23 protein-coding genes are annotated in these 23,703 nt (G+C 71.0%); 6 read left to right on the forward strand and 17 right to left on the reverse strand.

The window, feature by feature from the left end:
* Window positions 1–184 precede the first annotated feature (184 nt).
* Window positions 185–1,192, forward strand: coding sequence for an acyl-CoA desaturase (locus tag ACIBN2_RS20720; protein ID WP_399135983.1), 1,008 nt, complete (start codon window positions 185–187; stop codon window positions 1,190–1,192).
* Window positions 1,189–1,866, forward strand: a complete 678-nt coding sequence (locus ACIBN2_RS20725) for a TetR family transcriptional regulator (RefSeq protein ID WP_384263817.1) — start codon at window positions 1,189–1,191, stop codon at window positions 1,864–1,866. The genes ACIBN2_RS20720 and ACIBN2_RS20725 overlap by 4 nt, the downstream gene beginning before the upstream one ends.
* Before the next feature lie 26 nt (window positions 1,867–1,892).
* Here the strand turns inward: ACIBN2_RS20725 and ACIBN2_RS20730 are convergent, their stop codons facing one another.
* The 3 genes from ACIBN2_RS20730 to ACIBN2_RS20740 form a co-directional block, all read right to left on the reverse strand.
* Window positions 1,893–2,066, reverse strand: coding sequence for a CsbD family protein (locus tag ACIBN2_RS20730; protein WP_393868544.1), 174 nt, complete (start codon window positions 2,064–2,066; stop codon window positions 1,893–1,895).
* A 66-nt stretch (window positions 2,067–2,132) separates the two neighbouring features.
* Window positions 2,133–2,501, reverse strand: coding sequence for a glyoxalase (locus tag ACIBN2_RS20735; protein ID WP_399135986.1), 369 nt, complete (start codon window positions 2,499–2,501; stop codon window positions 2,133–2,135).
* Between the two features lie 4 nt (window positions 2,502–2,505).
* Window positions 2,506–3,321 carry a trans-aconitate 2-methyltransferase gene (locus ACIBN2_RS20740; protein ID WP_399135988.1) on the reverse strand — a complete coding sequence of 272 codons (816 nt, stop codon included), beginning with the start codon at window positions 3,319–3,321 and terminating at the stop codon, window positions 2,506–2,508.
* Window positions 3,322–3,436: 115 nt separating this feature from the next.
* On the opposite strand from ACIBN2_RS20740, the gene tamR reads away from it, so the two are divergent.
* On the forward strand, window positions 3,437–3,934 hold the full coding sequence (tamR, locus tag ACIBN2_RS20745; RefSeq protein WP_363164043.1) for a MarR family transcriptional regulator TamR: 498 nt from the start codon (window positions 3,437–3,439) through the stop codon (window positions 3,932–3,934).
* Window positions 3,935–3,979: 45 nt separating this feature from the next.
* On the opposite strand, the gene ACIBN2_RS20750 is transcribed toward tamR, so the two are convergent.
* Window positions 3,980–4,753: a LuxR C-terminal-related transcriptional regulator gene (locus tag ACIBN2_RS20750; protein ID WP_399135990.1), complete on the reverse strand. Its 774-nt coding sequence runs from the start codon at window positions 4,751–4,753 to the stop codon at window positions 3,980–3,982.
* A 289-nt stretch (window positions 4,754–5,042) separates the two neighbouring features.
* Between ACIBN2_RS20750 and ACIBN2_RS20755 the strand changes: the two genes are divergently transcribed.
* Complete coding sequence (locus ACIBN2_RS20755) at window positions 5,043–5,498, forward strand: GNAT family N-acetyltransferase (protein WP_399136684.1); 456 nt, start codon at window positions 5,043–5,045, stop codon at window positions 5,496–5,498.
* Here ACIBN2_RS20755 and galK read toward each other — a convergent pair.
* The 3 genes from galK to galT are packed head-to-tail and all read right to left on the reverse strand — an operon-like array spanning window position 5,491 to window position 8,671.
* Window positions 5,491–6,645 (reverse strand): galactokinase, encoded by a 1,155-nt coding sequence (galK, locus tag ACIBN2_RS20760; protein ID WP_399135992.1) that lies wholly within the window; start codon window positions 6,643–6,645, stop codon window positions 5,491–5,493. The two genes, ACIBN2_RS20755 and galK, sit on opposite strands and share 8 nt — an antisense overlap.
* Entirely contained in the window at window positions 6,645–7,613 is a 969-nt protein-coding gene (galE, locus tag ACIBN2_RS20765; RefSeq protein ID WP_399135994.1) for a UDP-glucose 4-epimerase GalE, read from the reverse strand. The genes galK and galE overlap by 1 nt, the downstream gene beginning before the upstream one ends.
* The gene (gene galT / locus ACIBN2_RS20770; RefSeq protein WP_399135996.1) at window positions 7,613–8,671 is read right to left on the reverse strand and encodes a galactose-1-phosphate uridylyltransferase; all 1,059 of its coding nucleotides are present in this window, start codon (window positions 8,669–8,671) and stop codon (window positions 7,613–7,615) included. The genes galE and galT overlap by 1 nt, the downstream gene beginning before the upstream one ends.
* 176 nt (window positions 8,672–8,847) lie before the next feature.
* On the opposite strand from galT, the gene ACIBN2_RS20775 reads away from it, so the two are divergent.
* The gene (locus ACIBN2_RS20775) at window positions 8,848–10,539 is read left to right on the forward strand and encodes a sodium:solute symporter family protein (RefSeq protein WP_399135998.1); all 1,692 of its coding nucleotides are present in this window, start codon (window positions 8,848–8,850) and stop codon (window positions 10,537–10,539) included.
* 29 nt (window positions 10,540–10,568) lie between these two features.
* A complete protein-coding gene (locus ACIBN2_RS20780; protein WP_399136000.1) occupies window positions 10,569–10,922 on the forward strand; it encodes a hypothetical protein in 354 nt (117 codons plus the stop codon).
* Window positions 10,923–10,940: 18 nt separating this feature from the next.
* Here the strand turns inward: ACIBN2_RS20780 and ACIBN2_RS20785 are convergent, their stop codons facing one another.
* From ACIBN2_RS20785 to rsmI, 10 genes are all read right to left on the reverse strand, one after another.
* Window positions 10,941–11,654, reverse strand: a complete 714-nt coding sequence (locus ACIBN2_RS20785) for a LuxR C-terminal-related transcriptional regulator (RefSeq protein WP_399136002.1) — start codon at window positions 11,652–11,654, stop codon at window positions 10,941–10,943.
* A 266-nt stretch (window positions 11,655–11,920) separates the two neighbouring features.
* Entirely contained in the window at window positions 11,921–13,768 is a 1,848-nt protein-coding gene (locus ACIBN2_RS20790; RefSeq protein ID WP_399136004.1) for a PQQ-binding-like beta-propeller repeat protein, read from the reverse strand.
* A 52-nt stretch (window positions 13,769–13,820) separates the two neighbouring features.
* Complete coding sequence (locus ACIBN2_RS20795) at window positions 13,821–15,626, reverse strand: PQQ-binding-like beta-propeller repeat protein (RefSeq protein WP_399136006.1); 1,806 nt, start codon at window positions 15,624–15,626, stop codon at window positions 13,821–13,823.
* A gap of 192 nt (window positions 15,627–15,818) precedes the next feature.
* Window positions 15,819–17,621, reverse strand: coding sequence for an ABC-F family ATP-binding cassette domain-containing protein (locus ACIBN2_RS20800; RefSeq protein ID WP_399136008.1), 1,803 nt, complete (start codon window positions 17,619–17,621; stop codon window positions 15,819–15,821).
* 83 nt (window positions 17,622–17,704) lie between these two features.
* Window positions 17,705–18,604, reverse strand: coding sequence for a 4-(cytidine 5'-diphospho)-2-C-methyl-D-erythritol kinase (locus tag ACIBN2_RS20805; protein ID WP_399136010.1), 900 nt, complete (start codon window positions 18,602–18,604; stop codon window positions 17,705–17,707).
* Window positions 18,601–19,476 carry a 16S rRNA (adenine(1518)-N(6)/adenine(1519)-N(6))-dimethyltransferase RsmA gene (rsmA, locus tag ACIBN2_RS20810; protein WP_399136012.1) on the reverse strand — a complete coding sequence of 292 codons (876 nt, stop codon included), beginning with the start codon at window positions 19,474–19,476 and terminating at the stop codon, window positions 18,601–18,603. Before rsmA ends, ACIBN2_RS20805 begins: the two co-directional genes overlap by 4 nt.
* A 35-nt stretch (window positions 19,477–19,511) precedes the next feature.
* On the reverse strand, window positions 19,512–20,942 hold the full coding sequence (locus ACIBN2_RS20815; RefSeq protein ID WP_399136014.1) for a ubiquitin-like domain-containing protein: 1,431 nt from the start codon (window positions 20,940–20,942) through the stop codon (window positions 19,512–19,514).
* Window positions 20,943–21,107: 165 nt separating this feature from the next.
* Entirely contained in the window at window positions 21,108–21,998 is an 891-nt protein-coding gene (locus ACIBN2_RS20820; RefSeq protein WP_399136016.1) for a TatD family hydrolase, read from the reverse strand.
* A gap of 46 nt (window positions 21,999–22,044) precedes the next feature.
* Complete coding sequence (locus ACIBN2_RS20825; protein ID WP_399136018.1) at window positions 22,045–22,497, reverse strand: hypothetical protein; 453 nt, start codon at window positions 22,495–22,497, stop codon at window positions 22,045–22,047.
* A gap of 236 nt (window positions 22,498–22,733) precedes the next feature.
* A complete protein-coding gene (gene rsmI, locus ACIBN2_RS20830; RefSeq protein ID WP_399136020.1) occupies window positions 22,734–23,594 on the reverse strand; it encodes a 16S rRNA (cytidine(1402)-2'-O)-methyltransferase in 861 nt (286 codons plus the stop codon).
* Window positions 23,595–23,703 lie beyond the last annotated feature (109 nt).

The raw sequence follows: 23,703 nt of genomic DNA on the forward strand, positions 1-23,703 counted from the left end.
GACTCCAAGGATAGGTGTCCATGCGGACGCGCAGTATTTCGGGCTCTTGCCGCCGGGCGACTCGCTGCCATACTTACGACGCCGTAGGTTACGGAACCGTAGGGACGGCTGTAACGGAACCTGGGCACGGTTCCCCCAGCCGACCCGGCACCTGCATCAACCCTCGACCCCACAGGGGACGCCCATGACCACGAGCTCCGATGTGATCGACGACGCCCCGAAGGCGACCGACACCACCGATTCCTCCGCCACTCTGGGCGGCGAGAAGAAGCGGTCGATCGAGCAGATCGCACTGCTGCTTTTCATCGTCGTCCCCTTCCTGGCACTCGTCGCCGCGGTACCGCTGGCCTGGGGCTGGGGTGTGAGCGGGCTGGATCTCGGCCTGCTGGTCCTCTTCTACTACATCGGCTGTCACGGCATCACGATCGGTTTCCACCGGTACTTCACCCATGGCTCGTTCAAGGCGAAGCGGCCGCTCAGGATCGCGCTGGCGATCGCGGGCTCGCTGGCCGTGGAGGGCCCGATCGTGCGCTGGGTGGCGGACCACCGCAAGCACCACAAGTTCTCGGACGCGGAGGGCGACCCGCACTCTCCGTGGCGTTTCGGCGAGACCCTTCCGGCCCTGATGAAGGGCCTGTGGTGGGCGCACATCGCCTGGATGTTCGACGAGGAGCAGACGCCGCAGGAGAAGTACGCCCCGGACCTGATCAAGGATCCGGCGATCCGCGCAATCTCCCGGCAGTTCGTCTACTGGACGATCCTCTCGCTCGCCCTGCCCGCCGTGATCGGCGGTCTGGTCACCTGGTCCTGGTGGGGTGCTGTCACGGCGTTCTTCTGGGGTTCGCTCGTCCGGGTGGCCCTGCTGCACCACGTGACCTGGTCGATCAACTCGATCTGCCACGCGGTCGGCAAGCGCCCGTTCAAGTCGCGGGACCGCTCGGGCAACGTGTGGTGGCTGGCCGTGCTCTCCTGCGGCGAGTCCTGGCACAACCTGCACCACGCCGACCCGACCTCCGCGCGGCACGGTGTGGAGCGCTGGCAGCTGGACTCCTCGGCGCGCATCATCCGCTGGTGCGAGCAGCTCGGCTGGGCGTACGACGTGCGCTGGCCGTCACGCTCGCGTATCGATTCGCGCCGTAACACCGGCGAAGACGACTGCGGGCACCGGAAGGAGACGGCCGAGGCGGCATGATTGACGCCGTGGCGACCGATCCCAGCAGCACCCCGAGCAATGAGAAGCCGCGGCGGGCCCGCCGCACCCGGATGACGGGGGCGGAGCGCCGCCAGCAGTTGCTCGAGATCGGCCGCACCCTGTTCGCCGCCAAGGGCTTCGAGGGCACGTCGGTGGAGGAGATCGCGGCGAAGGCCGGGGTCTCCAAGCCGGTGGTCTACGAGCACTTCGGGGGCAAGGAGGGCCTGTACGCGGTGGTGGTGGACCGTGAGATGCGGCGCCTGCTGGACATGGTGACCGGCTCGCTGACCGCCGGCCATCCCCGTGAGCTGTGCGAGCAGGCGGCCTTCGCGCTCCTGGACTACATCGAGGAGTACACGGACGGTTTCCGCATCCTGGTCCGTGACTCGCCCATCCCGCAGTCGACCGGTTCCTTCGCCTCGCTGATCTCCGACATCGCGACGCAGGTGGAGGACATCCTGGGCCGGGAGTTCAAGAGCCGCGGCTTCGACCCCAAGCTCGCCCCGCTGTACGCGCAGGCGCTGGTCGGCATGGTCGCGCTGACCGGCCAGTGGTGGCTGGACGTCCGCCGCCCGAAGAAGGCGGAGGTCGCCGCGCATCTGGTGAACCTGGCGTGGCACGGCCTGGACGGGCTGGAGGCGAAGCCGCACCTGATAGGGCGCCGGAAGCACTGACTCCGGCGCCCAGGGTGGTGACAGGCTCAGTGCTTGAAGGTGTCCTTGCCCTTCTCCTTGGCCTGGCGTGCGTCGCCCTTCATCTGGTCGGCCTTGCCCTCGGCGGTCATCCGCTCGTTGCCGGCCATCCGGCCCATCGCTTCCTTGGCCTTGCCCTTCATCTGTTCCTTCTTGGCCCTGCTCTTCTCTTCCTTCGCCACGTCACTCACTCCCCGTGAGGTTCGCCGTCGGTCGGTCATGTCGACGGGTTGCCCCTCAACCGCCGCTCAAACAGAGGTCACCGGCTCCAGGAATTCCAGCCGGTTGCCCACGGGGTCGCTGGAGTGGAACCGCCGGTACCCCGGCAGGTTCTCGTCCCACTCCACCTGCGCCCCGTGGGCCCGGAGCCGGGCGCCGTAGCGCTCGATGCCGGTGACGCGCAGCCCCGGGTGGGCCTTCCTCGCGGGCCGGAAGGTCTCCTCGATCCCGAGGTGCAGCTGGACGGTTCCCGCCTGGAACCAGCACCCTCCCCGCGCCGCGAGCACGCGTGGCTTGGGGATCTCCGTCATCCCGAGGACACCGGCGTAGTACGCCCGCAGCCGGTCCTCGGAGCCGGGCGGCGCGGCCAGCTGGACATGGTCGACGGCAGTGATCACTCGGCTACGCCTCCTTGCGGGCGACGGCGAAGATACGGCGGAAGGGGAAGGCGGTGCCGTGCGCGGTGGCCGGATAGGCCTCGCGCAGCGCCGCCCGGTACTCGTCGAGGAACTCCTCCCGCGCGGCCGGTTCGGCGGCGAGGGCGGTGAGTACGGGACGCAGCCCGGTCCCCTTCACCCAGTCCAGCACCGGGTCCTCGCCGGTCAGGAGATGCACATAGGTCGTCTCCCACACGTCCGCCGTGCAGCCGAGGGCGGTCAGGCGCTCCAGGTAGCTCCCCGGCGCGAGGACGGCGTCACCGTGGCGCAGCAGGCCGCCGAGGCGGTCCTTCCAGCGGGCGGATTCGGCGAGCTCGCGCATCAGCCGGTGGCTGGGGGCTCCGAAGTTTCCGGGCACCTGGAAGGCGAAGGTGCCGCCCGGCGCCAGACCCGCGACCCACTCCCCGAACCGCTCGGCGTGCCCGGGGACCCACTGCAGGGTGGCGTTGCTGACGAGGAGGTCGTACGGCTGCGCGGGCGTCCAGGTGCGTACGTCGGCGGGGGCGAAGTCGAGGCGTCCGCCGCCGGGGGTCGGTCCGGCGTGCTCGGCGTCGGCCTTGTCCAGCATCTGGGGCGAGTTGTCGTATCCGGTGATGTGCGCGGTGGGCCAGCGTTCGGCGAGCAGGGCGGTGACGTTGCCGGGGCCGCAGCCGAGGTCGGCGATGCGGGGCGGGGTGCCGGGCAGGTCCGGGACGCGGGCGAGGAGGTCGGCGAAGGGGCGGGCGCGGTGGCCGGCGTGACGCAGGTACTGGGCGGGGTCCCAGGTGGGGGCGGCGGGCATGGATGGCCTCCTCGGCGTACTGGACTGATACCCAGCCTGGTCCTGCATTTACCTCGATGTCAAGAGACTTGATATCAAGAGACTTCACGTCGACACAACCACTACACTGATCGCCATGGAGGACGAGGTCGATCGGCTGGTCGCAGCGTGGCGCCGGGAGCGCCCTGACCTCGATGTGGAACCGCTCGAGGTACTCAGCCGGGTGAGCAGACTGGCCCGGCATCTGGACCGGGCACGCCGGCTGGCCTTCGCCGAGCACAGCCTGGAGCCCTGGGAGTTCGACGTGCTGACGGCGCTCAGGCGCGCGGGCTCGCCGTACCAGCTCTCGCCGGGGCAGCTGCTGACGCAGACCCTGGTCACCTCGGGCACGATGACGAACCGCATCGACCGCCTGGCGAAGAAGGGCCTGGTCGAGCGGCTGCCCGACCCCAGCGACCGGCGCGGGGTCCTGGTACGGCTGACGGACGAGGGCCGGGACAGGGCGGATCAGGCCCTGGCCGGCCTGCTCGACCAGGAGCGGGCGATCCTCGCCGAGCTCTCGCGGGCACAGCGCGGTGAACTGGCCGGTCTGCTACGCCAGCTGACCGCTCCGTTCGACAACATCCCCGGCTGAGCGCCTGTTGGGCGCGTCCTGCCGGGCGCGGGGCGGCGGCGCCGATCAGGCGCTGCTGCTCTCCTGCGGCATGATCCGCCCGGTGGGCCCCAGGTCCACGGGTCCGACGCCGGCCCGGCGCGCGAGCGCGACGGCGGCGAGGGTCGAGTGGACCCCCAGCTTCCCGAGGACGTTCTGCATGTGTGTGCGCACGGTGTGGGGCGAGAGGAACAGCCGCTCGGCGACGGCCTTCCTGCCGAGTCCCGCGACCATGCAGCGCAGCACCTCCCGCTCTCTCGGGGTGAGCGACTCCACCAGCCGCTCGCTCTCGGTACGGTGCTTGCGGGCGGCGGTCAGCTCCCGCAGGACACCGGTGAGCAGGGCGGGCGGCAGATGCGTCTCGTCGCGCAGGACGCCCCGGATGACATTGAGCAGCCGGGACAGCGAGCAGTCCTTGGCCACCCAGCCGGAGGCCCCGGCCTGCAGGGCGAGGGCGGCCCGGCGCGGATCGTCCTTCTCGGCCAGGACGACGATGCGGACGCCCTGCTGTGCGGTGCGCACACCGGCCACCAGCGAGATCCCGTCGACGAGTCCCTCCTCGTTGTTCTCCTGCACGGGCACGGCCGGCCGTATGCCCGGCACGTTTCCGCCCAGGTCGGAGTCGACGAGCAGGACGTCGAACCGGCGTCCCTCGGCCGCCGCGCGCTCCAGGCAGCGCAGCGCGGCGGGACCACTTCCGGCCGCGGACACATCGACGTCGGGCTCGGCCGCAAGTGCTGCGGCGAGCGACTCGGCGAAGATGCGATGGTCGTCCACTACCAGGACTCGGATGCGAACCACGAAACCCCCTTCCCCAAGCTCTCGAAGAGCAGGGGATACCCATCGGCGGGTGACCACACGGGCGCAGGTACGGCGCCCGAAGTGACCCCAGGCCGTCTGCGACCACCTGGGACCGGATCGGCACACCGCACGGCCGCCGCCGTGCGGAATCTGCTACCCCCACATCGGGCGTCGTACCCGACTGTCTCGCCCCCTGATCGGCACCGGCCCCCACCGGTGCTGTTCATCAGGGTACGGCCGGGGGCCAGGAGCGGAAGGTAATTTGCAGAACTGGCTGACCGCCGCGTTTATCGTGAGCCACATGTTTCGTCTGGAGACAGAAGTCGACAAGACCCGGTGCGATCTTCTCCGAAGGCGGCTGCGGGACACGAACACGGCGGCCTCGCCCGTCCTGCGCGCTCTGCGCGGAACCCCAGGTGAACGCGAAGTTCCGCTCCACCTCTGGGTGTTGGACGAAGACGGCGGCCTCGCGGCCGGGCTGGTCGGTCACACCTGGACGACGTGGCTGCACGTGGCCTATCTGTGGGTGGACGAGCGTCACCGGGGCGCGGGCCTCGGCGCGCGGCTGCTCGCGGAGGCGGAACAGCGCGCGCTGAAGGAGCGGGGCTGCACCTCGTGCCGGCTGGAGACCTGGGACTTCCAGGCGCCGGACTTCTACCGGAAACAGGGGTACGACGTGGTGTGCGTGATCCCCGACTACCCGCCGGGGATCACCGAGTACACCTTGACCAAGCGGCTCAGCTGAGCCTGCGCGCGCCCGCCGACGGCACCGCCTCGAAGACCCGCGGCGCCTTGAAGCCGGCCGCGGTGAAGGCCTCTTCGACGGCCTTGGTGATCGTGTCCACGTCGGACACCTCCGCCAGCACGATGGCCGAGCCGCCGAAGCCGCCGCCGGTCATCCGGGCGCCCAGCGCGCCGGAGGCCAGGGCGGTGTCGACGACCAGGTCCAGCTCCGGGCAGGAGATGCGGAAGTCGTCGCGCAGCGAGGCGTGACCGGCGACCAGGACCGGCCCGATCGCCCGGGTCTCGCCCGCCTGGAGCAGGGCGACGGTCTTCTCCACCCGCTGGTCCTCGGTGACGATGTGCCGGACCAGGCGGACCGCCTCCTCGTCGTCGCCCAGTTGCGCGAGCGCCGCGTCGAGCCCGTCGTAGGGGATGTCCCGCAGCGCGTCGACGCCCAGCCGCGCCGCACCCCGCTCGCAGCCCGCGCGCCGCTTGCCGTATTCGCCGTCGCTGTGGGCGTGCTTGACGCGGGTGTCCACCACCAGCAGCCGCAGGCCCTCCGCGGCCAGGTCGAACGGGATCTGCCGCTGTGACAGGTCCCGGGTGTCGAGGAACAGGGCGTGGCCCTGCTCGCAGCAGGCGGAGGCCGTCTGGTCCATGATCCCGGTGGGGGCGCCGACGTAGACGTTCTCGGCGCGCTGGCACAGCCGGGCCAGCTGCCAGCGCGGCAGGTCCAGGGCGAACAGGTCGCCCAGCGCCAGCGCGATCACCACCTCCAGGGCCGCCGACGACGACAGGCCCGCACCGGAGGGGACCGTCGAGGCGAGGTGGACGTCGGCGCCGGTGACCGGGTGGCCGGCCTCGCGCAGGGCCCAGACGACACCCGCCGGGTACGCCGTCCAGTTCCGGTCGCTCTGCGGCGCGAGGTCCTCCAGGCGCAGCTGGACGACACCGCCCTCGACGTCCGCCGAGTGCAGGCGCAGCACGCCGTCCTCGCGCCGCGAGACGGCCGCGACCGCGGTGTGCGGCAGCGCGAAGGGCATCACGAAGCCGTCGTTGTAGTCGGTGTGCTCACCGATGAGGTTGACCCGGCCCGGCGCCGACCAGACACCCTCGGGGGCGGTCCCGTACAGCTCCTCGAAAGCGTCCCGCACCTGCTGTGCCCCCACTAGTGCTCCCTTGTGATGCTCTGCGCGAACTCCCAGGCGTCCGCGACGATTTCGGCGAGATCCGCACGGGAGGGGTGCCAGCCCAGCCTCTCGCGGGCGGTGGCGGCCGACGCCACCAGGACCGCCGGGTCGCCGCCCCGGCGCGGGGCCACGACCTCCGGGATCGGGTGGCCGGTGACCCGGCGGACGGTCTCGACGACCTCGCGGACCGAGAAGCCGTTGCCGTTGCCCAGGTTGCAGATGAGGTGCTCGCCCGGGGTGGCGGCCTTCAGCGCGAGCAGATGGGCCTCGGCGAGGTCGGCGACGTGGATGTAGTCACGCACGCAGGTGCCGTCCGGCGTCGGGTAGTCGTCGCCGAAGACGGAGATCGCCTCGCGCCGGCCCTGGGCCACCTGGAGCACCAGCGGGATCAGGTGCGACTCGGGGTCGTGGCGCTCGCCCTGCCTGCCGTACGCGCCCGCCACGTTGAAGTAGCGCAGCGAGACCGCGCCCAGGCCGTGCGCCGCCGCCTCGCCGGTGATCATGTGGTCCACGGCGAGCTTCGAGGCGCCGTAGGGGTTGGTCGGCGAGGTGGGCGCCGACTCGGTGATCGGGACCTCCTTCGGCTCGCCGTAGGTGGCCGCCGTGGAGGAGAAGACGAGGGTGCGCACGCCCGCGTCGCGCATCGCGCCGAGCAGCGCCATGGTGCCGGTGACGTTGTTGTCCCAGTACTTCTCGGGCTTCACGACCGACTCGCCGACCTGCGAGAACGCGGCGAAGTGCAGGACGGCGCCGAAGGAGGCGTCCAGCCATTTGGCGGCGTCGCGGATGTCGCCCTCGATGAAGGCGGCACCGGCCGGGACGCCCTCCCGGAAGCCGGTGGAGAGGTTGTCGAGCACGACGACCTCATGGCCCGCCTCCAGCAGATGCTGGGCGACCACACTGCCGACGTAGCCCGCTCCGCCCGTCACCAGGTACTTACCGCTCATCAACTCGCTACCTCTCGCAGTCGCTCGGCCGCGCGCTCCGGCGGCACGTCGTTGATGAACACACTCATGCCGGACTCGGAACCCGCGAGGAACTTCAGCTTGCCGGAGGTTCGGCGGATGGTGAAAAGCTCGAGGTGGAGCGCGAAGTCGTCGCGGTTGACGCCCTCGAAGTCCTCCAGCGCGCCGAACGGGGCCTGGTGCCAGGCCGAGATGTACGGCGTCGGCGGCTCGTTCTCACCGAAGATCCGGTCGAAGCGCCTCAAGAGTTCCAGGTAGACCTTGGGGAACTCTGTGCGCGCCGCCTCGTCGAGCGCCAGCAGGTCGGGCACCCGGCGCCTGGGGTACAGGTGCACCTCGTACGGCCAGTGCGCGGCGTACGGCACGAAGGCCGCCCAGTGTTCACCCTCCAGGACGACCCGCTCGCCGGCGAGTTCACGCTCCAGGACGGCGTCGAAGAGGTTCTCGCCGCCGGCCGCCTCCTTGTGGGCCGCGAGTGAACGCAGCATCAGGGCGGTGCGAGGGGTGATGAAGGGGTAGGCGTAGATCTGGCCGTGCGGATGACCCAGCGTCACGCCGATCTCCGCGCCCCGGTTCTCGAAACAGAACACCTGCTCCACGGAGGGTAGATGCGACAGCTCGGACGTGCGGTCCGTCCACGCCTCCAGCACCAGTGCCGCCTGCTCCTCGTCGAGGTCGGCGAAGGACGCGTTGTGGTCGGAGGTGAAGCAGACCACCTCGCAGCGGCCCGAGTCGCCGGCCAGCGAGGGGAAGCGGTTCTCGAAGACCACCACGTCGTACGACGAGTCCGGGATCTCGCTCAGCCTGCCGTCCCGCGACGGGCACAGCGGGCACTCGTCGGCCGGCGGATGGTAGATGCGGCCCTGCCGGTGCGAGGCCACGGCGATCGAGTCGCCGAGCAGCGGGTCGCGGCGGATCTCGGAGGTCGTGACGGTCCGCTCCAGCGGGCGGTGGTCCACCGCCTCGCGCACCTGGTCGTCGCGCAGGTCGTAGTAGATCAACTCGCGACCGTCGGCCAGGCGGGTCGAGGTCTTCTTCACTGCGGACTCCCTATCCGAGCCACCAATCATCAAACATAACCGAACACATTGGAACACGGGCACCCACACCCGTCAACATCACAATCCAACAAAGAGCATCAACAGAAGTGTTCAATTACTGAACACAGAGGCGTAGGTTCCGCTCTGGATCAGTTCACGCAACGAAGCGAGTCTTTATGCAAACCCCCACAAATCCAGCCGTGCAGCTGGCCGCCGAGCTACGTCTCCCCACCAACGGGCTCGACTACACGATCCTGGGCATCTACTTCGCCGTGGTCCTGGGCATCGGCTTCGCGGCCCGCAGATCCGTCAAGACCAGCCTCGACTTCTTCCTCTCCGGACGGTCCCTGCCCGCCTGGATCACCGGACTCGCCTTCATCTCGGCGAACCTCGCCGCGACCGAGATCCTGGGCATGGCGGCGAACAGCGCGCAGTACGGCGCCTACACCGTGCACTGGTACTGGATCGGCGCCATCCCGGCCATGGTCTTCCTCGGCCTGGTCATGATGCCCTTCTACTACGGAAGCAAGGTGCGCTCGGTCCCCGAGATGCTGCTGCTGCGCTTCGACAAGTGGGCACACCTGCTGAGTTCGATCCTGTTCGCCTTCGCCGCCATTCTGATCGCCGGTGTGAACCTGTACGCCCTCGCCATCGTGGTCGAGGCCCTGCTGGGCTGGCCGCAGTGGGTGGCGATCGTGGTCGCCGGCGCCTTCGTGCTGGCGTACATCACGCTCGGCGGCCTCTCCTCCGCCATCTACAACGAGGTCCTGCAGTTCTTCGTGATCCTCGCGGCGCTGATCCCGATCGTGGTGCTGGGCCTGAAGAAGGTCGGCGGCTGGGGCGGTCTGACCGACAAGCTCACCGCGACGCACGGGGCGAACTTCACCACCGCGTGGGGCGGCACCGGCATCGGCAGCTCGAACCCGCTCGGCGCCAACTGGCTGACGATCGTCCTCGGCCTGGGCTTCGTGCTGTCCTTCGGCTACTGGACCACCAACTTCGCCGAGGTCCAGCGCGCCCTGTCCGCGAAGAACCTCTCCGCCGGTCAGCGCACCCCGCTGATCGCCGCGTACCCGAAGATCTTCATCGTCTTCCTGGTGATGATCCCGGGCCTGGTCGCCGCCGCGATCCTGCCGGGCTTCGGCACCACCAAGTCCGGTTACCAGTACAACGACGCCATTCCCTACCTGATGCAGGAACTGCTGCCCAACGGCGTCCTCGGCATCGCGGTCACCGGTCTGCTGGCCGCGTTCATGGCGGGCATGGCGGCCAACGTGTCGTCCTTCAACACGGTGTTCACCAACGACATCTGGGGCCGGTACATCGTCAAGGGCCGCGAGGACGCGTACTACGTCCGCTTCGGCCGCCTGATCACGGTGATCGGCGTCTGCGCCTCGGTCGGCACGGCCTTCCTGGCGTCGTCGTTCTCGAACATCATGAGCTACCTCCAGACGCTGTTCTCCTTCTTCAACGTGCCGATGTTCGTCGTCTTCATCGTCGGCATGTTCTGGAAGCGCGCGTCCGTGAAGTCCGGCTTCTGGGGCCTGCTCGCCGGCACCGTGGCCGCGATGGTGAACTACTTCGTGATCTACAAGCAGGGCATCATCGACATCCCTTCCGACCAGGGCGCCAACTTCGTCTCCGCGATCGTCGGCTTCGTCGCCGGCGCGGTCGTGATGTTCGTGGTCTCCCTGTTCACCAAGCCGAAGCCGGACGAGGAGCTCCAGGGCCTGGTCTACGGCACCCGCTCCCCCGGCATGGACGAACCGCCCGCCGAGGGCGACGACGCCTGGTACCGCAGGCCGGCCCTGCTGGGCTGGGGCGCGATCGTCATCGCCGCCGCCTGCTACATCCCGTTCTCGATCTGACGGCATCCGACTGAGGAGTTCGAACCACCATGACCGATCAGTCCGGAAACCCCGGATCCTCGGGATACTCCGAGAAGGACGTCCAGCGCGAGGTCACCGAGCTGCAGGGGAAGTCCGCGACCGCGGCCCGCATCTTCGACCTGCGCCGCATCATCGGCGGCCTGTTCGTGCTGTACGGCGTCATCGTCACCATCGCCGGCATCACCGACGACCAGGCCGCGATCGACAAGGCCCAGGGCGTCAACATCAACCTGTGGACCGGCATCGCCATGCTGCTCCTCGGGATCTTCTTCCTCGCCTGGCTGAAACTGCGGCCGACGCCGCCCCCGACCCCGGCCACCGAGCCGGAACCGGAGGACGATCCGTTCGCGCCGGGGAAGTGAACCCACCGGGGCCGCAGGCTACGACGCCTGCGGCCCCGGTTCCGTCTCCGCCGGAGGCGAGTGCGGCACCGGGCCGGCTCTGTCCAGCAGGCCCGTCCGGGCCGCCAGGGCCGCCGCCTCCAGACGGGAGCCGACGCCCAGCTTCATCAGCACGCGCTGCACATGGGTACGGGCGGTGGAGGGGGCGATGCCCATGCCGGCCGCGATCAGCCGGGTGTCCTCGCCGTCGGCGACCCGGACCAGGACCTCCACCTCCCGCGGGGTGAGCATCTGGAGCAGGCGCTGACCCTCGTCGTCGGGCTGGGCCGCGGGGTTGAGGAGTTCGCTGAACGCCCCCTGGAGCAGCTGCGGCGCCACCGCCGCCTCACCGGCCCGCGCCTTCATGATGGCGCGCTCGACACCCTCTATGCGCTCGTCGTGGCGCACGTAGCCCGAGGCGCCCGCGGCGAAGGCCGCCGCGATGCCGCGCGGGCTCGGCACCGGGCCCAGCACCAGCACCGCCACCTGCGGCCGCTCCCGTTTGATCTTCACCACCGGGTCGAAGATGCCCGGCTCCGCCGGTGTCGCGGTCCCCAGCAGACACACCTCCGGTGCGCGCGTGATCACCAGCTCCGCCGCCCCCGCGGCGGGCGCCGCCGCGGCGAGCACCCGGTGCCCCCGCAGCTTCAGCGCCGAGGCCAGCGCCTCGGCCAGCAGTCGGTGGTCGTCGACCACCATCAGCCGAACTCCCATCGAGCAACCCCCCAGTCCCCCCAGTGGATCACCATGGAATGCCCCCCGATGGATGCCCACTGGACCGCGCGGAGAGAAGCCCCCTCCCGGCTCCCCCGCTCTTCATGCCCCCGGAAGCTACACGCTTGTTCGACGAAGCGCTCCCCCTACCGGTGAGAAGTGCCCCGGATCGACGGAAATTCTGGCATTCGAGGACGATGCGCGGTACGCGCACGGCCCCGCCCCTGAGCAGGGACGGGGCCGTTTCGGCCGGGTGGCGCGCGGCGTCAGCCGGAGGTGCCGAAGGCGATCGCCAGGTACTCCTTGTCGCCCGTGGTCGACGGCTTGTCCGCGTAGACCCCGGACATGTACAGGTGGCCCTGGCTGTAAAGGAGTTCGGAGTACTCCGGTGACATACGGGTCTCCGCGTCCCGCACCTGCTCCGTCGCCGGGTTCTCCAGCAGCTTGGTCTCCTTGAACGAGCCGCCGTCGATGCTGACGATCTGGCCGCCCTTGTCGTACGGCGGGCGCTTGTACGCGATCACGTTGCCGCCGTCCATGCGCAGTGGCGTGATCGTGTAGCCGTCGCCCGCGTCCGCGCGCTGGCCGGTCTGCTTGCCGGTGGCCAGGTCGAAGGCGACGACCTCGTTGGTCTTGCTGTAGTCCCCGGTGCCGTCGTGCTCCTCGGTCGGGATGTACAGCCGGTCGTTGCCCACCGCGATGCCGGTGCACGACTCGATCCTCGTGATGCCGTCGCACTTGGCCGCGAACTGGGCGCCCGGCGCGGAGATCCGGGTGATCAGCTTGCCGGTCTTGTTGTCGATGGAGAAGAAGTCCGAGATGCCGCTGCCGTCGCCCGCGCTGTCGCCCACGTCCGCGGCGACCACCAGCGGGTCGGTCGACACGACGGAGGCGTACTCGATGCCCGGCGTCATCTTGTACTCCGTGATGACCTTCCCGGACTTGGGGTCGATGGTCTGGATGTGCAGCTCACGCTGGTCGTACGTGCCGCACTTGCGCACCGCGACCAGCTTCGCGCCGCCGCCGTACCCGGCGTCGTAGCAGGTGTCCGTCGGCTTCGGCGACCACAGCGACTTGCCGGAGGTGACGTCCCAGGCGGCGCCGCCGCTGGTGCTGCCCGCGGCGACGGTGTTCGCGCTGACCGTGACGTTGTCCAGACTGATGGGCCGGTCACCGGAGTTGACGGTGTGGGTCCACAGCTTCCGGCCCGCGTTCAGGTCGATCGCGGAGACCTGGCTGCACCCGGCCGAGCTGTTCTTCGGCGGCATCTTGGGCTGGTAGACGATGGCCGTCTTGTTGTCCGCCGTGGTGTGCGTGCTGGCCTCGCACACCGGGCCGGGCAGCTTGATGGTCCACAGCTTGCTGCCCTTGTCGGGGTCGTAGCCGTTGATCTCGGCGACGCCGGCCTTGACGTACGCCTTGTCGGTGAGCCACGACCCGGACACGACGGTGCTGTCGTCCACCTTGGGCTCCGGGACCTGGAACAGGACCCGGGAGGCGGGGTCGGAGGGCACCTTCTCATCGCCCTTGCCGGACGCGCCGCCGGTGCCGCCCTTGGCGTCCTTGCCGCCGGTGCCGCCGCTGGAACTGGCGGTGTCGTCCTTCTTGCCGTCGCTCTTGCCGGAGCTCGCGTACCAGATGCCGCCGCCGACGATCAGCGCGATCGCGACGACCGCCGCGACGATGATGACCAGCTGCGCGTTCATCCCCTTGCGGCCGCCGGGCTGCCCCGCCTGCGGCTGGAGCGGCACGGTCGGCTGCGGGTAGCCGTAACCGGGCTGCTGGCCATAGGGGTTGGGGGCCTGGCCGTACGGGTTCGGCTGCTGGCCGGGGTAGCCGTAGCCCGGCGGCGTCTGCGGAGGCTGCGGCGGCTGCTGGCCCTGCGGCGCCTGCGGGTAGCCGTAGCCGGGCTGCTGCCCGGGCGGCGGCGGGGGCGTCTGCGGGGCGCCGTATCCCGGCTGCTGCGGGGCGCCGAAGCCGGGCTGCTGCGGCGGCGTGGGCGGCGTCTGCGGCGGCTGCTGGGGCTTGTCCAGGGACGGCGGCGGGTCCTGCGGCGGGCCGAAACCGCCCTGCTGGGGCGGCTGGTTGGGCGGCGGGGGCGGGGGCTGGGTCATGACGTGAGTACCTCGGGGAGGGACGGCGGGAACGATACGGGCGGAGGAGGAGTCACTTGCCGTAGGCGAGCATCAACTTCTCCTTCGTGTCGTCATTGCCGTTCAGCCGGGTGGTGGAGAGGTAGAAGCGCCCGTCGACCCAGTCGAAGTCCTTGGAGAAGAAGCCGTTCTCGACCTCTGCGGCGCCGGAAGGGTTCTGCAGCAGCTTCACCGGCTTGTGGCCCGAACCGGCGGTCGCGATCGACACGACCTGGCCGCCCGCGTCGTACGAGGGCTCCACATAGGCGATGAGCTTGCCGCCCTCGGTCTTGACCGGCAGCATCGATTCGTCCGCCGGGGACTTCACCCGCCACTTCTCCTTGCCCGTGGCGAGGTTGATGGCGACGATCTCGTTCGCGCCGGTGGTCGCCTCGGTCGGCAGGTAGAGGGTGGTCGCGTCGGACGCCACGCCCTTGCAGCCCTGGAGGTCGCGGCTGAGGATCGCCCAGCCGCACTGGGGGGCGAACTTCTCGTCGAAGCCGACCTGCGACTTGAAGGTGCCGTTGGAGTTGAAGGTCGAGATGTTCCACGCCTTCTTGTCCTGGTTCGTGCTGTAGACCACCAGCGGGTCGACGGAGTAGGTCCGCGCGACCGTCCAGCCCTTGTCGAACTTCTGCGTCCACCTGGCCTTGCCGGTCTTCGGGTCGAGCTCCTGCATCTCGTCGTGCTCCTTCGACCCGGTGGCGTCGCAGGAGGACACGGCGATCAGCCTGCTGCCGCCCGCGAAGGCGGTCGGGAAGCAGGCGTCGCCGTACTTCTGCTTGTCGAAGAGCTTCTTGCCGGAGTCGATGTCGTACGCCACCCCGGACTGCGAGCGGCCCACCATCAGCGTCTTGCCCGTGACGGACAGCGAGACGGTGATGGTGCTGTCGAACAGCGCGCCGTCGGTGAGCTGGGTCTTCCAGCCCTTCGCGCCGGTGTTCAGGTCGACCTGCTGGAGCTGGTTGCACTTCGCGCGGTCGCTGGTGCCGCTCTCGTAGGCCACCACGACCTTGTCGTCGGACGACTGCTGCTTGGTGACCGCGCAGATCTTCTGCGGGAAGGTGATCGGGTCCCAAGTCGGGTTGCCGTCGCCGACGTTGTAGGCGACGAGCTCCTTGTACGCCGCCTTCACCGCCGTCTTGTCGGTGATCCACATGCCGGGGGCGTCGGCGCCCGAACCGGGCGTGTCCGGCGCCGTCTTGTACCAGAGCACCTTCGCCTCGCCGGGCCGGCGCCCGGAGTTGAGGTCCTCGGAGTCCGAGCCTCCGTCGCCGCTGCCGTCACCGGGGTTGACCGGGGCGCTGGCGGTGGGCTTCGGGTCGTCGCTCTTGTGCGCGACCGGCTTCTTGTCGTCGCCCCCGCCGCCGCTGGTCACGGCGAAGACGGTGCCGCCGATGACGGCCAGCGCGGCGACCGCCGCACCGATGGCGAGACCGGGCCTGCCCTTGAACGGGTTCTTGGAGCCGGAGCCGGGCGGCGGGGTGCCGGGCGCGCCCGGGAACTGCGGCTGCGGGTAGCCGTAACCGGGCTGCTGGCCGTACGGGCCGGGCTGCTGGGGCTGGCCGTAGGGACCGGGCTGTCCGTAGGGACCGGCCTGCTGGCCGTAGGGGCCGGGCTGGGCGTACGGGCCCGAGGGCTGTCCGTACGGGCCCGGCTGCTGGGGCGGCGGTGCCTGGGGGTAGCCGTAGCCGGGCTGGGGGGCGCCGGACGGCGGGGACTGCGGGGGCGGCGGCGTCTGGGGCGGACCCTGCGGCGGCGGCGGAGTCTGTGGAGCCCCGAAGCCGCCCTGCGGCTCCGGTTGTGGCGGCTGCGGCGGCTGGTTGGGCGGCTGAGTCATCAGCGCGTCTCCCCCTCGTTCACTGATTTTTAGCCACGCCCTGAGGTACGCGATGACCCAGAGTCGCACTCAGAAAGTTCTCAGACGGCTCTTTCTATCACTCGGGACCGACACCGCACCGGGCCGTCCCACCCCCTGTTCCCAAGGGAGGACCGGCCCGTGACGCCGCTGTTATGCGTCTTCACGCACCCTTCACGCGTCCTCGGCCAGTTCCAGCCAGCGCAGCTCCAGTTCCTCCCGCTCGCCCGTCAAGCCCCGCAGCTGCGCGTCCAGTTCGGCGACCTTCGCGAAGTCTGTGGCGTTCTCGGCGATCTGCGCGTGCAGCTTCGTCTCCCGCTCGGAGACCTTGTCGAGCTGCCGCTCGATCTTCTGGAGCTCCTTCTTGGCGGCGCGCTGGTCGGCGGCGTTCTTCTCGGGCCCGGCCTTCACCGCTGCCGGCGCGGCCGCGGCCACCGCCTCCTCCATCCGCTGCCGGCGCTCCAGGTACTCGTCGATGCCGCGCGGCAGCATCCGCAGGGTGGCGTCGCCGAGCAGGGCGAACACCCGGTCGGTGGTGCGCTCGACGAAGAACCGGTCGTGGGAGATGACGATCATCGATCCGGGCCAGCCGTCGAGGACGTCCTCCAGCTGGGTCAGGGTCTCGATGTCGAGGTCGTTGGTGGGTTCGTCGAGAAAGAGGACGTTGGGCTCGTCCATCAGCAGCCGCAGCAGCTGGAGCCTGCGCCGCTCACCGCCGGAGAGGTCCCCGACGGGCGTCCACTGCTTCTCCTTGTTGAAGCCGAACGTCTCGCACAGCTGCCCGGCCGTCATCTCCCGGCCCTTGCCGAGGTCGACGCGCTCGCGCACCTGCTGGACGGCCTCCAGGACCCGCAGCTGCGGGTCGAGTTCGGCGACCTCCTGGGAGAGGTAGGCGAGCTTGACCGTCCTGCCGACGGCGACCCGCCCGCCCGCGGGCTGCGCCTCGCCCTCGGTGCGGGCCGCCTCCGCCATCGCCCGCAGCAGGGAGGTCTTGCCGGCGCCGTTGACCCCGACGAGACCGATCCGGTCGCCGGGTCCGAGCTGCCAGGTGACGTGTTTGAGCAGCACCTTGGGCCCGGCCTGGACGGTGACGTCCTCGAGGTCGAAGACGGTCTTGCCGAGCCGCGTGGAGGCGAACCGCATCAGCTCGCTGCTGTCCCGGGGCGCCGGTACGTCCTTGATCAGCTCGTTGGCGGCCTCGACGCGGAAGCGGGGCTTGGACGTCCGGGCCGGGGCGCCGCGGCGCAGCCAGGCGAGCTCCTTGCGCACCAGGTTCTGCCGCTTGGTCTCCTCGGTGGCGGCGATGCGCTCGCGCTCGGCGCGGGCGAAGACGTAGTCGGAGTAGCCGCCCTCGTACTCGTAGACGGAACCGCGCTGCACGTCCCACATGCGCGTGCACACCTGGTCGAGGAACCACCGGTCGTGGGTGACGCACACGAGCGCGGAGCGCCGCTCGCGCAGATGCCGGGCGAGCCAGGCGATGCCCTCGACGTCGAGGTGGTTGGTGGGCTCGTCCAGGACGAGCAGGTCCTGCTCCTCGATGAGCAGCTTGGCGAGGGCGATACGGCGCCGCTCGCCACCGGACAGCGGTGCGATGACGGTGTCCAGGCCCTGCGGGAAGCCGGGCAGGTCGAGGCCGCCGAACAGGCCGGTGAGCACGTCGCGGATCTTGGCGTTGCCCGCCCACTCGTGGTCGGCCAGGTCCCGGATGACCTCGTGGCGGACGGTGGCCCGGGGGTCGAGGGAGTCGTGCTGCGTGAGCACGCCCGCGCGGAGCCCGCCGGAGTGGGTGACCCTCCCCGTGTCGGCCTCCTCCAGCTTGGCCAGCATCCGGATCAGGGTCGTCTTGCCGTCGCCGTTGCGCCCCACCACTCCGATCCGGTCGCCTTCGGAGACGCCGAGGGAGACGCCGTCGAGGAGGGCACGGGTGCCGTACACCTTGCTGACGTTCTCGACATTGACCAGATTGACGGCCATTTCTCTCCTGCCCCGGGGGTCGATCGACCTTCCAGGGTAGTCGGCGGGGCGGCCCGTCCCGCACGCGCGGCCGGTCGCCGCCGTCAGCCGCCCAGCACGGTCGCGCCCGGCGCCGGACCCGACGCCGTACGCACCGTCCGGCAGGTGCCGGACGCCGTCAGCGCCTGAGCGACCTTCGCCGCCGCCTCCCTGTCGCGGGCGAGGAAGGCCGTGGTCGGGCCGGAGCCCGAGACCAGCGCGGCCAGGGCGCCGGCGTCGCGGCCGGCCGCGAGGGTGTCGGCGAGTTCGGGGAAGAGGGAGAGGGCGGCGGGCTGGAGGTCGTTGGAGACGGCCGCGGCGAGCGCGTCCGGATCGCCCTTGGCCAGGGCCTCGACGATCTCCTCGGAGGCGACGGGCTCGGGGATGTCGAGCCCCTCCCCCAGCCGGTCGAACTCGCGGAAGACGGCCGGGGTGGACAGACCGCGGCCGGCCATCGCGAAGACCCAGTGGAAGGTGCCGCCGACCTCGAGCACGCGCAGCTTCTCGCCGCGCCCGGTACCCAGCGCCGCCCCGCCGACCAGGCTGAACGGCACGTCGCTGCCCAACTCGGCGCAGATGGAGAGCAGTTCGGCCCGGGACGCGCCCGTCCGCCAGAGCGTGTCGCAGGCCAGCAGAGCGCCCGCGCCGTCCGCGCTGCCGCCGGCCATGCCGCCCGCGACCGGGATGTCCTTGGCGATGTGGATGTGCACGTTCGGCTCCATGCCGCGCCGCTCGGCGAGCGCGAGGGCCGCGCGGGCCGCCAGGTTGGTGGCGTCCAGCGGCACCTGTTCGGCGTCGGGCCCTTCGCAGGTGACGCGCAGCCCGGCGGCGGGCGTCACGGTGACCTCGTCGTGGAGGCCGACCGCGAGGAAGATGTTGGCCAAGTCGTGGAAGCCGTCGGAGCGGGCGGCGCCCACCGCGAGCTGGACATTGACCTTGGCGGGGACGCGGACGGTGACGCTCACTGCTGACCGGGCTCCTTGTTTTCTGCGATACGGGCGAACTCCTCGACGGTCAGGGCCTCTCCGCGTGCCTGCGGCGACACCCCGGCGGCGACCAGGGCCGCCTCCGCCGCCGCGGCCGAGCCGGCCCAGCCGGCGAGCGCGGCCCGCAGCGTCTTGCGCCGCTGCGCGAACGCGGCGTCGACGACGGCGAACACCTCGCGCCGCTCGGCGGTCGTCTTGAGCGGCTCGGTCCTGCGGACGAGCGAGACGAGGCCGCTGTCGACGTTCGGGGCGGGCCAGAAGACGTTGCGCCCGATGGCGCCGGCCCGCTTGACCTCGGCGTACCAGTTGGCCTTCACGGACGGGACGCCGTACACCTTCGAACCGGGCGCGGCGGCGAGGCGGTCGGCGACCTCGGACTGGACCATGACCAGGGTGCGCTCGATGCTCGGGAAGGTCTCGAGCATGTGCAGCAGGACGGGCACGGCGACGTTGTACGGGAGGTTCGCGACCAGCGCGGTCGGGGCGGGCCCGGGCAGCTCGGTCACCTGCATCGCGTCGGAGTGCACCAACGCGAAGCGGTCCGCGCGCTCGGGCATCCGGGCCGCGACGGTGGCGGGCAGCGCCCCGGCGAGGACGTCGTCGATCTCGACGGCGACGACGCGGTCGGCGGCCTCCAGCAGCGCGAGTGTCAGGGAGCCGAGTCCCGGTCCGACCTCCACCACCACGTCGTGCGGCCGGACGCCCGCGGTCCGCACGATCCGCCGGACCGTGTTGGCGTCGATCACGAAGTTCTGACCGCGCTGCTTGGTCGGGCGGACGCCGAGGGCCGCCGCGAGTTCGCGGACGTCGGCGGGGCCCAGGAGGGCGTCGGAGGCGGGGCTGGTGCTCACGGCGACAAGGGTACGGGGCGGCGCCGGGCCGCCGCTCACCCGTGCAGCCGCGCCCCGCAGTGCGGCCAGGGGTTCGCCCCGCGGCGCACGTAAAGCTTCTTGGCGCGCAGCGTCTGCTCCTGCTCCGAGGCGTCCTGCGGCCGCCCGCTGCCGCCGAGGCCGCGCCAGGTCTGGGAGTCGAGCTGGTACAGGCCGCCGTACGTGCCCGAGGGGTCCACGGCGTTCGGCCGCCCGCCGGACTCGCACGCCGCGAGGCCGTGCCAGTCCAGGCCGTCGGCGCCGTGCACGGAGGTCGGCATGGGCCTGGTGCCCACCTTCACGACCTCGGGCCGCGGCTCGCGCACCACCTCCGCGTCGGTCCTGCGGGGCTTCTGCCGCACGCCGTTGACAGTGCGCAGGGAGTACGTGACCCGCCGCAGCCCCGGCTGCCCCGCCCGCTCGACGACCTCCGTGCCCTTGAACAGCGAGGAGTCCTCCGTGCGCTGCACCCGGTACGGGATCGCCTCCTCGCGGACCTCCTTGGTGCCCTTGATCCGCAGCACGGTGACGGTCTGCCCGTCGCGCGGGAAGCTGTCCGCCGGAACGGACGTGGTGTCCTGGCCGTGCAGGGTGATCCCGGCCTCCTCGACGGCCTCCCGCACGGTCGCCGCGTTCGTGCGGACCGTGCGGGCGCGGCCGTCGGCCATGACCGTCACGGAGCGCTCGGTGCGCACGTCGAGGGCGAGCCCGTGGCGCCCGATGGGCAGGGAGCGCGAAGTGGACAGGTACGCGCCCTCCGCCCGCACCCCGAACTGCTCCAGCGCCTCCTGCACCGTGTGCGCGGTCGTCCACACCTCGTGCCGGTGGCCGTCGAGGGTGAGCCGCAGGGGCCGGCCGTAGTGCACGGAGACCTCGTCACCGCTGGCCAGCTCGGTGCCGGGGGCCGGCACGACCACGTCGTGCGCCCCCACCTCGACGCTCTGCTGCGCGAGCAGCTCGGTCACGTCGTCCGCGAAGGTGTGCAGGGTGCGCGGCTTGCCGTCGACGGTCAGCTCGACCGCCTTGTCCTTGGCGACGAACGCGGTGGTGCCGCCGGCCAGGAAGGCGATGACCAGGGCCTGGGGCAGCAGCCGGCGCACCGTGCCGTCGGAACGCTCGCCGTAGCGCGGCTTGCGCCGGCGCGCACCCCGGCGAGCCGTTCCGGGCCGCGCGGCGGCCCCGGGCAGGTCCTCGCCCGCCGCTCTCACCGGCTGCCGTGGAAACGCCGCCGCGGTCACGTCGGCGGCGGGTTCGGGCAGCTCGTAGGCGGGCCGGTACGTGTCGTCGTACGCGCCGGGCATCCCGTACGCCAGCGTCTGCGCGCTGTGCACGTCGAATCCGCCGTACTCCGGCGGCCGGTGCGCCGGGTCGGACCCGTGCGCCTCGAACGTCCCGTACGCCTCGTGCGTCTCGTACGCCTCGTACGTCTCGTACTGCGACTTGCTCACGCCGACACGCTCCAGGGGCCGAGGGGTCCAGAGGGGTCCGGATAGGGCCACCAGAACCTAGCGGAGCGGGTGTCACTCTCCAAAGCGGCGCAACTACGGAACGTGGCGGCAGGGCCCGAGATGACGGCCTGCCGGTGTTATCGGAGGGTTATGAAACATCCACCCTCAGTAGCCGAAGGCGCGGGCCGTGTTCGCCGCGAGGGCTGTCGCCAGCGCGTCCTCGCCGATGCCGCGTACGGCCGCCATGGCGCGCACCGTGACCGGAATGAGATACGGGGCGTTGGGCCGTCCGCGGTACGGCGCCGGTGTCAGGAAGGGCGCGTCGGTCTCCACCAGGACCAGCTCCAGCGGCGCCACGGCCAGCGCGTCCCGCAGGTTCTGGGCGTTCTTGAAGGTGACGTTGCCGGCGAAGGACATGAAGTATCCGGCACGGGCGCACACTTCGGCCATTTCGGCGTCGCCGGAGTAGCAGTGGAACACCGTCCGCTCGGGTGCGCCCTCCTCCTTGAGGATGCGCAGCACGTCGGCGTGGGCGTCGCGGTCGTGGATGACCAGGGCCTTGCCGTGCCGCTTGGCGATCTCGATGTGGGCGCGGAAGGAGGCCTCCTGCGCCTCCTTGCCCTCGGGCCCGGTGCGGAAGTGGTCGAGTCCGGTCTCACCGACGCCCTTGACCTGCGGGAGGGCCGCCAGGCGGTCGATCTCGGCGAGCGCCTCCTCGAGCGCCGCCGTGCCACCCGCCTCACGCGCTCCCTGCCGGGACCAGCCGTCGGGATCTCCGTGCACGATGCGCGGCGCCTCGTTGGGGTGCAGCGCGACGGTCGCGTGGACGGCGTCGTACGACCCGGCCGTCTCGGCCGCCCACTGCGAGCCCCGCACGTCGCAGCCGACCTGCACGACCGTCGTCACACCCACCGAGGCAGCCTTCGCGAGCCCTTCCCGCACGGTGCCGGACTGCATGTCGAGATGGGTGTGGGAGTCGGCGACGGCCACCCGGAGGGGTTCCGGGAGCGGCGGGGCCGCGTTCTTCTCACGAGGGCCGGAGCTGTTCGAAGGCATGCCCCGATCCTACGAAAGGGGCATGTCCGCCCGGCCGCCGGAGCTGTCAGTCCGTCTTCCGCTGGAAGGGGTGCAGGAGATCGGACAGATGCCAGTGGTGGTCCGGCTGCTCTGGCCCGGCGGGTTTCGCGGACTCGGGGGTCGCGGCGGCCTCCGCGGTCCTGGCCTTCGTCGACTGCGGCTCGACCGGCCCGGCCGGCGGTGTGCGGTGGTACTGCCTCAGCTCCGCGTCACGGGCCGACGAGACCTGACCCGCCCGCATGATCCGTACGCTGTGGCCGTCGCAGTTGTAGCAGCTGGGCTTGGACAGCGGAGACGGGACGACCTGGCCGCCCGCCACATACATCACGAACTCGTGGCCCTCGGCGTCCTTGTGGTGTTCTATCTCGTACGACTGCTCCCAGCCGTGCCCGCAGCGCATGCACGCGAAGGAATACGACTCGTGCACGACCGCGGTCGCCGTGCCGCGGAGGCCGGACTGCCCTGCCATCTCACTCATGCCAGCTCCTCTTGTCCGCTGGACACAGGGACGGGTGCGTCCCTTCGACCAGTGGACGCTTCTACCGGCGCGAATGCATCAGGCCTGTCGACTGTTGGAGCCGATTTGGATTGTCCTTGCCATACCGGCCTCGGTCACGGGGCCTGCGCTTTGCCTTCCACGATAGTCCTTTGCGTGGCCGTGGGGCGCGCGCTCAGGGGAGATGCGCCCTGCTCAGGGGCGTGCCGAGGCGCGCCTCACGAACCACTCTGGGCAGCGGCGTTCTTCGCAGCCACAACCGCGTCGAATACCTCCCGCTTGGGCAGCCCGGCCTTCGCCGCGACGGCCGCGATCGCCTCCTTGCGCCGCTCCCCCGCGTCCTCGCGCACGCGCACCCGGCGCACCAGCTCGGCGGCGTCGAGCTCCTCCGGTCCCTTGTCGGGCGCCCCCTCGACGACCACGGTGATCTCGCCGCGCACCCCCTCGGCCGCCCACGCCGCCAGCTCGGCCAGAGCGCCCCGCCTGACCTCCTCGTACGTCTTGGTCAGTTCCCGGCAGACGGCGGCCCGCCGCTCGGCCCCGAACACCTCGGCCATCGCGGCGAGGGTGTCGTCGAGCCGGTGCGGGGCCTCGAAGTAGACGAGCGTGCGCCGCTCCGCGGCGACCTCCCGCAGCCGGGTCAGCCGCTCCCCGGCCTTGCGCGGCAGGAACCCCTCGAAGCAGAACCGGTCGACGGGCAGCCCGGACAGCGCGAGCGCGGTGAGCACGGCGGACGGGCCGGGAACGGCGGTGACCCGGACGTCCTTCTCGACGGCGGCCGCGACCAGCCGGTAGCCGGGGTCGGACACCGAGGGCATCCCGGCGTCCGTGACCAGCAGCACGCGCGCGCCGTTCACGAGCTCCTCGACCAGCTCGGGCGTACGGGCCGACTCGTTGCCCTCGAAGTACGACACGATCCGCCCCTTGGGCGTGACCCCCAGGGCCTGCGTCAGCCGCTTCAGACGCCGGGTGTCCTCGGCCGCGACCACGTCGGCCCCGGCCAGCTCCTCGGCCAGCCGGGGCGGAGCGTCCGCGACGTCGCCGATGGGGGTGCCCGCCAAGACAAGGGTTCCAGTCACGCCCCCATCCTCCCAGGACCCGGGCGGGGCGGACGCCCCGCCCGGGTCGCGCGGGACTCCCCGACCGGACGCATACCGGCCCGTTACCGCCCATGCACGGGACTCACAC

Source organism: Streptomyces sp. NPDC050534 (assembly GCF_044457745.1).
In the GTDB taxonomy this organism is placed as follows: Bacteria; Actinomycetota; Actinomycetes; order Streptomycetales; family Streptomycetaceae; genus Streptomyces.

Bases quoted from the DNA above. Each gene is read 5' to 3' on its own strand.
- ACIBN2_RS20780 (WP_399136000.1), top strand. From the start codon at position 10,569: ATGACCGATCAGTCCGGAAACCCCGGATCCTCGGGATACTCCGAGAAG.
- ACIBN2_RS20825 (WP_399136018.1), bottom strand. From the start codon at position 22,497: ATGAGTGAGATGGCAGGGCAGTCCGGCCTCCGCGGCACGGCGACCGCG.
- ACIBN2_RS20820 (WP_399136016.1), bottom strand. From the start codon at position 21,998: ATGCCTTCGAACAGCTCCGGCCCTCGTGAGAAGAACGCGGCCCCGCCG.
- ACIBN2_RS20790 (WP_399136004.1), bottom strand. From the start codon at position 13,768: ATGACCCAGCCCCCGCCCCCGCCGCCCAACCAGCCGCCCCAGCAGGGC.
- ACIBN2_RS20785 (WP_399136002.1), bottom strand. From the start codon at position 11,654: ATGGGAGTTCGGCTGATGGTGGTCGACGACCACCGACTGCTGGCCGAG.
- ACIBN2_RS20775 (WP_399135998.1), top strand. From the start codon at position 8,848: ATGCAAACCCCCACAAATCCAGCCGTGCAGCTGGCCGCCGAGCTACGT.
- galE (WP_399135994.1), bottom strand. From the start codon at position 7,613: ATGAGCGGTAAGTACCTGGTGACGGGCGGAGCGGGCTACGTCGGCAGT.
- ACIBN2_RS20725 (WP_384263817.1), top strand. From the start codon at position 1,189: ATGATTGACGCCGTGGCGACCGATCCCAGCAGCACCCCGAGCAATGAG.
- ACIBN2_RS20800 (WP_399136008.1), bottom strand. From the start codon at position 17,621: ATGGCCGTCAATCTGGTCAATGTCGAGAACGTCAGCAAGGTGTACGGC.
- ACIBN2_RS20720 (WP_399135983.1), top strand. From the start codon at position 185: ATGACCACGAGCTCCGATGTGATCGACGACGCCCCGAAGGCGACCGAC.
- tamR (WP_363164043.1), top strand. From the start codon at position 3,437: ATGGAGGACGAGGTCGATCGGCTGGTCGCAGCGTGGCGCCGGGAGCGC.
- ACIBN2_RS20795 (WP_399136006.1), bottom strand. From the start codon at position 15,626: ATGACTCAGCCGCCCAACCAGCCGCCGCAGCCGCCACAACCGGAGCCG.
- ACIBN2_RS20740 (WP_399135988.1), bottom strand. From the start codon at position 3,321: ATGCCCGCCGCCCCCACCTGGGACCCCGCCCAGTACCTGCGTCACGCC.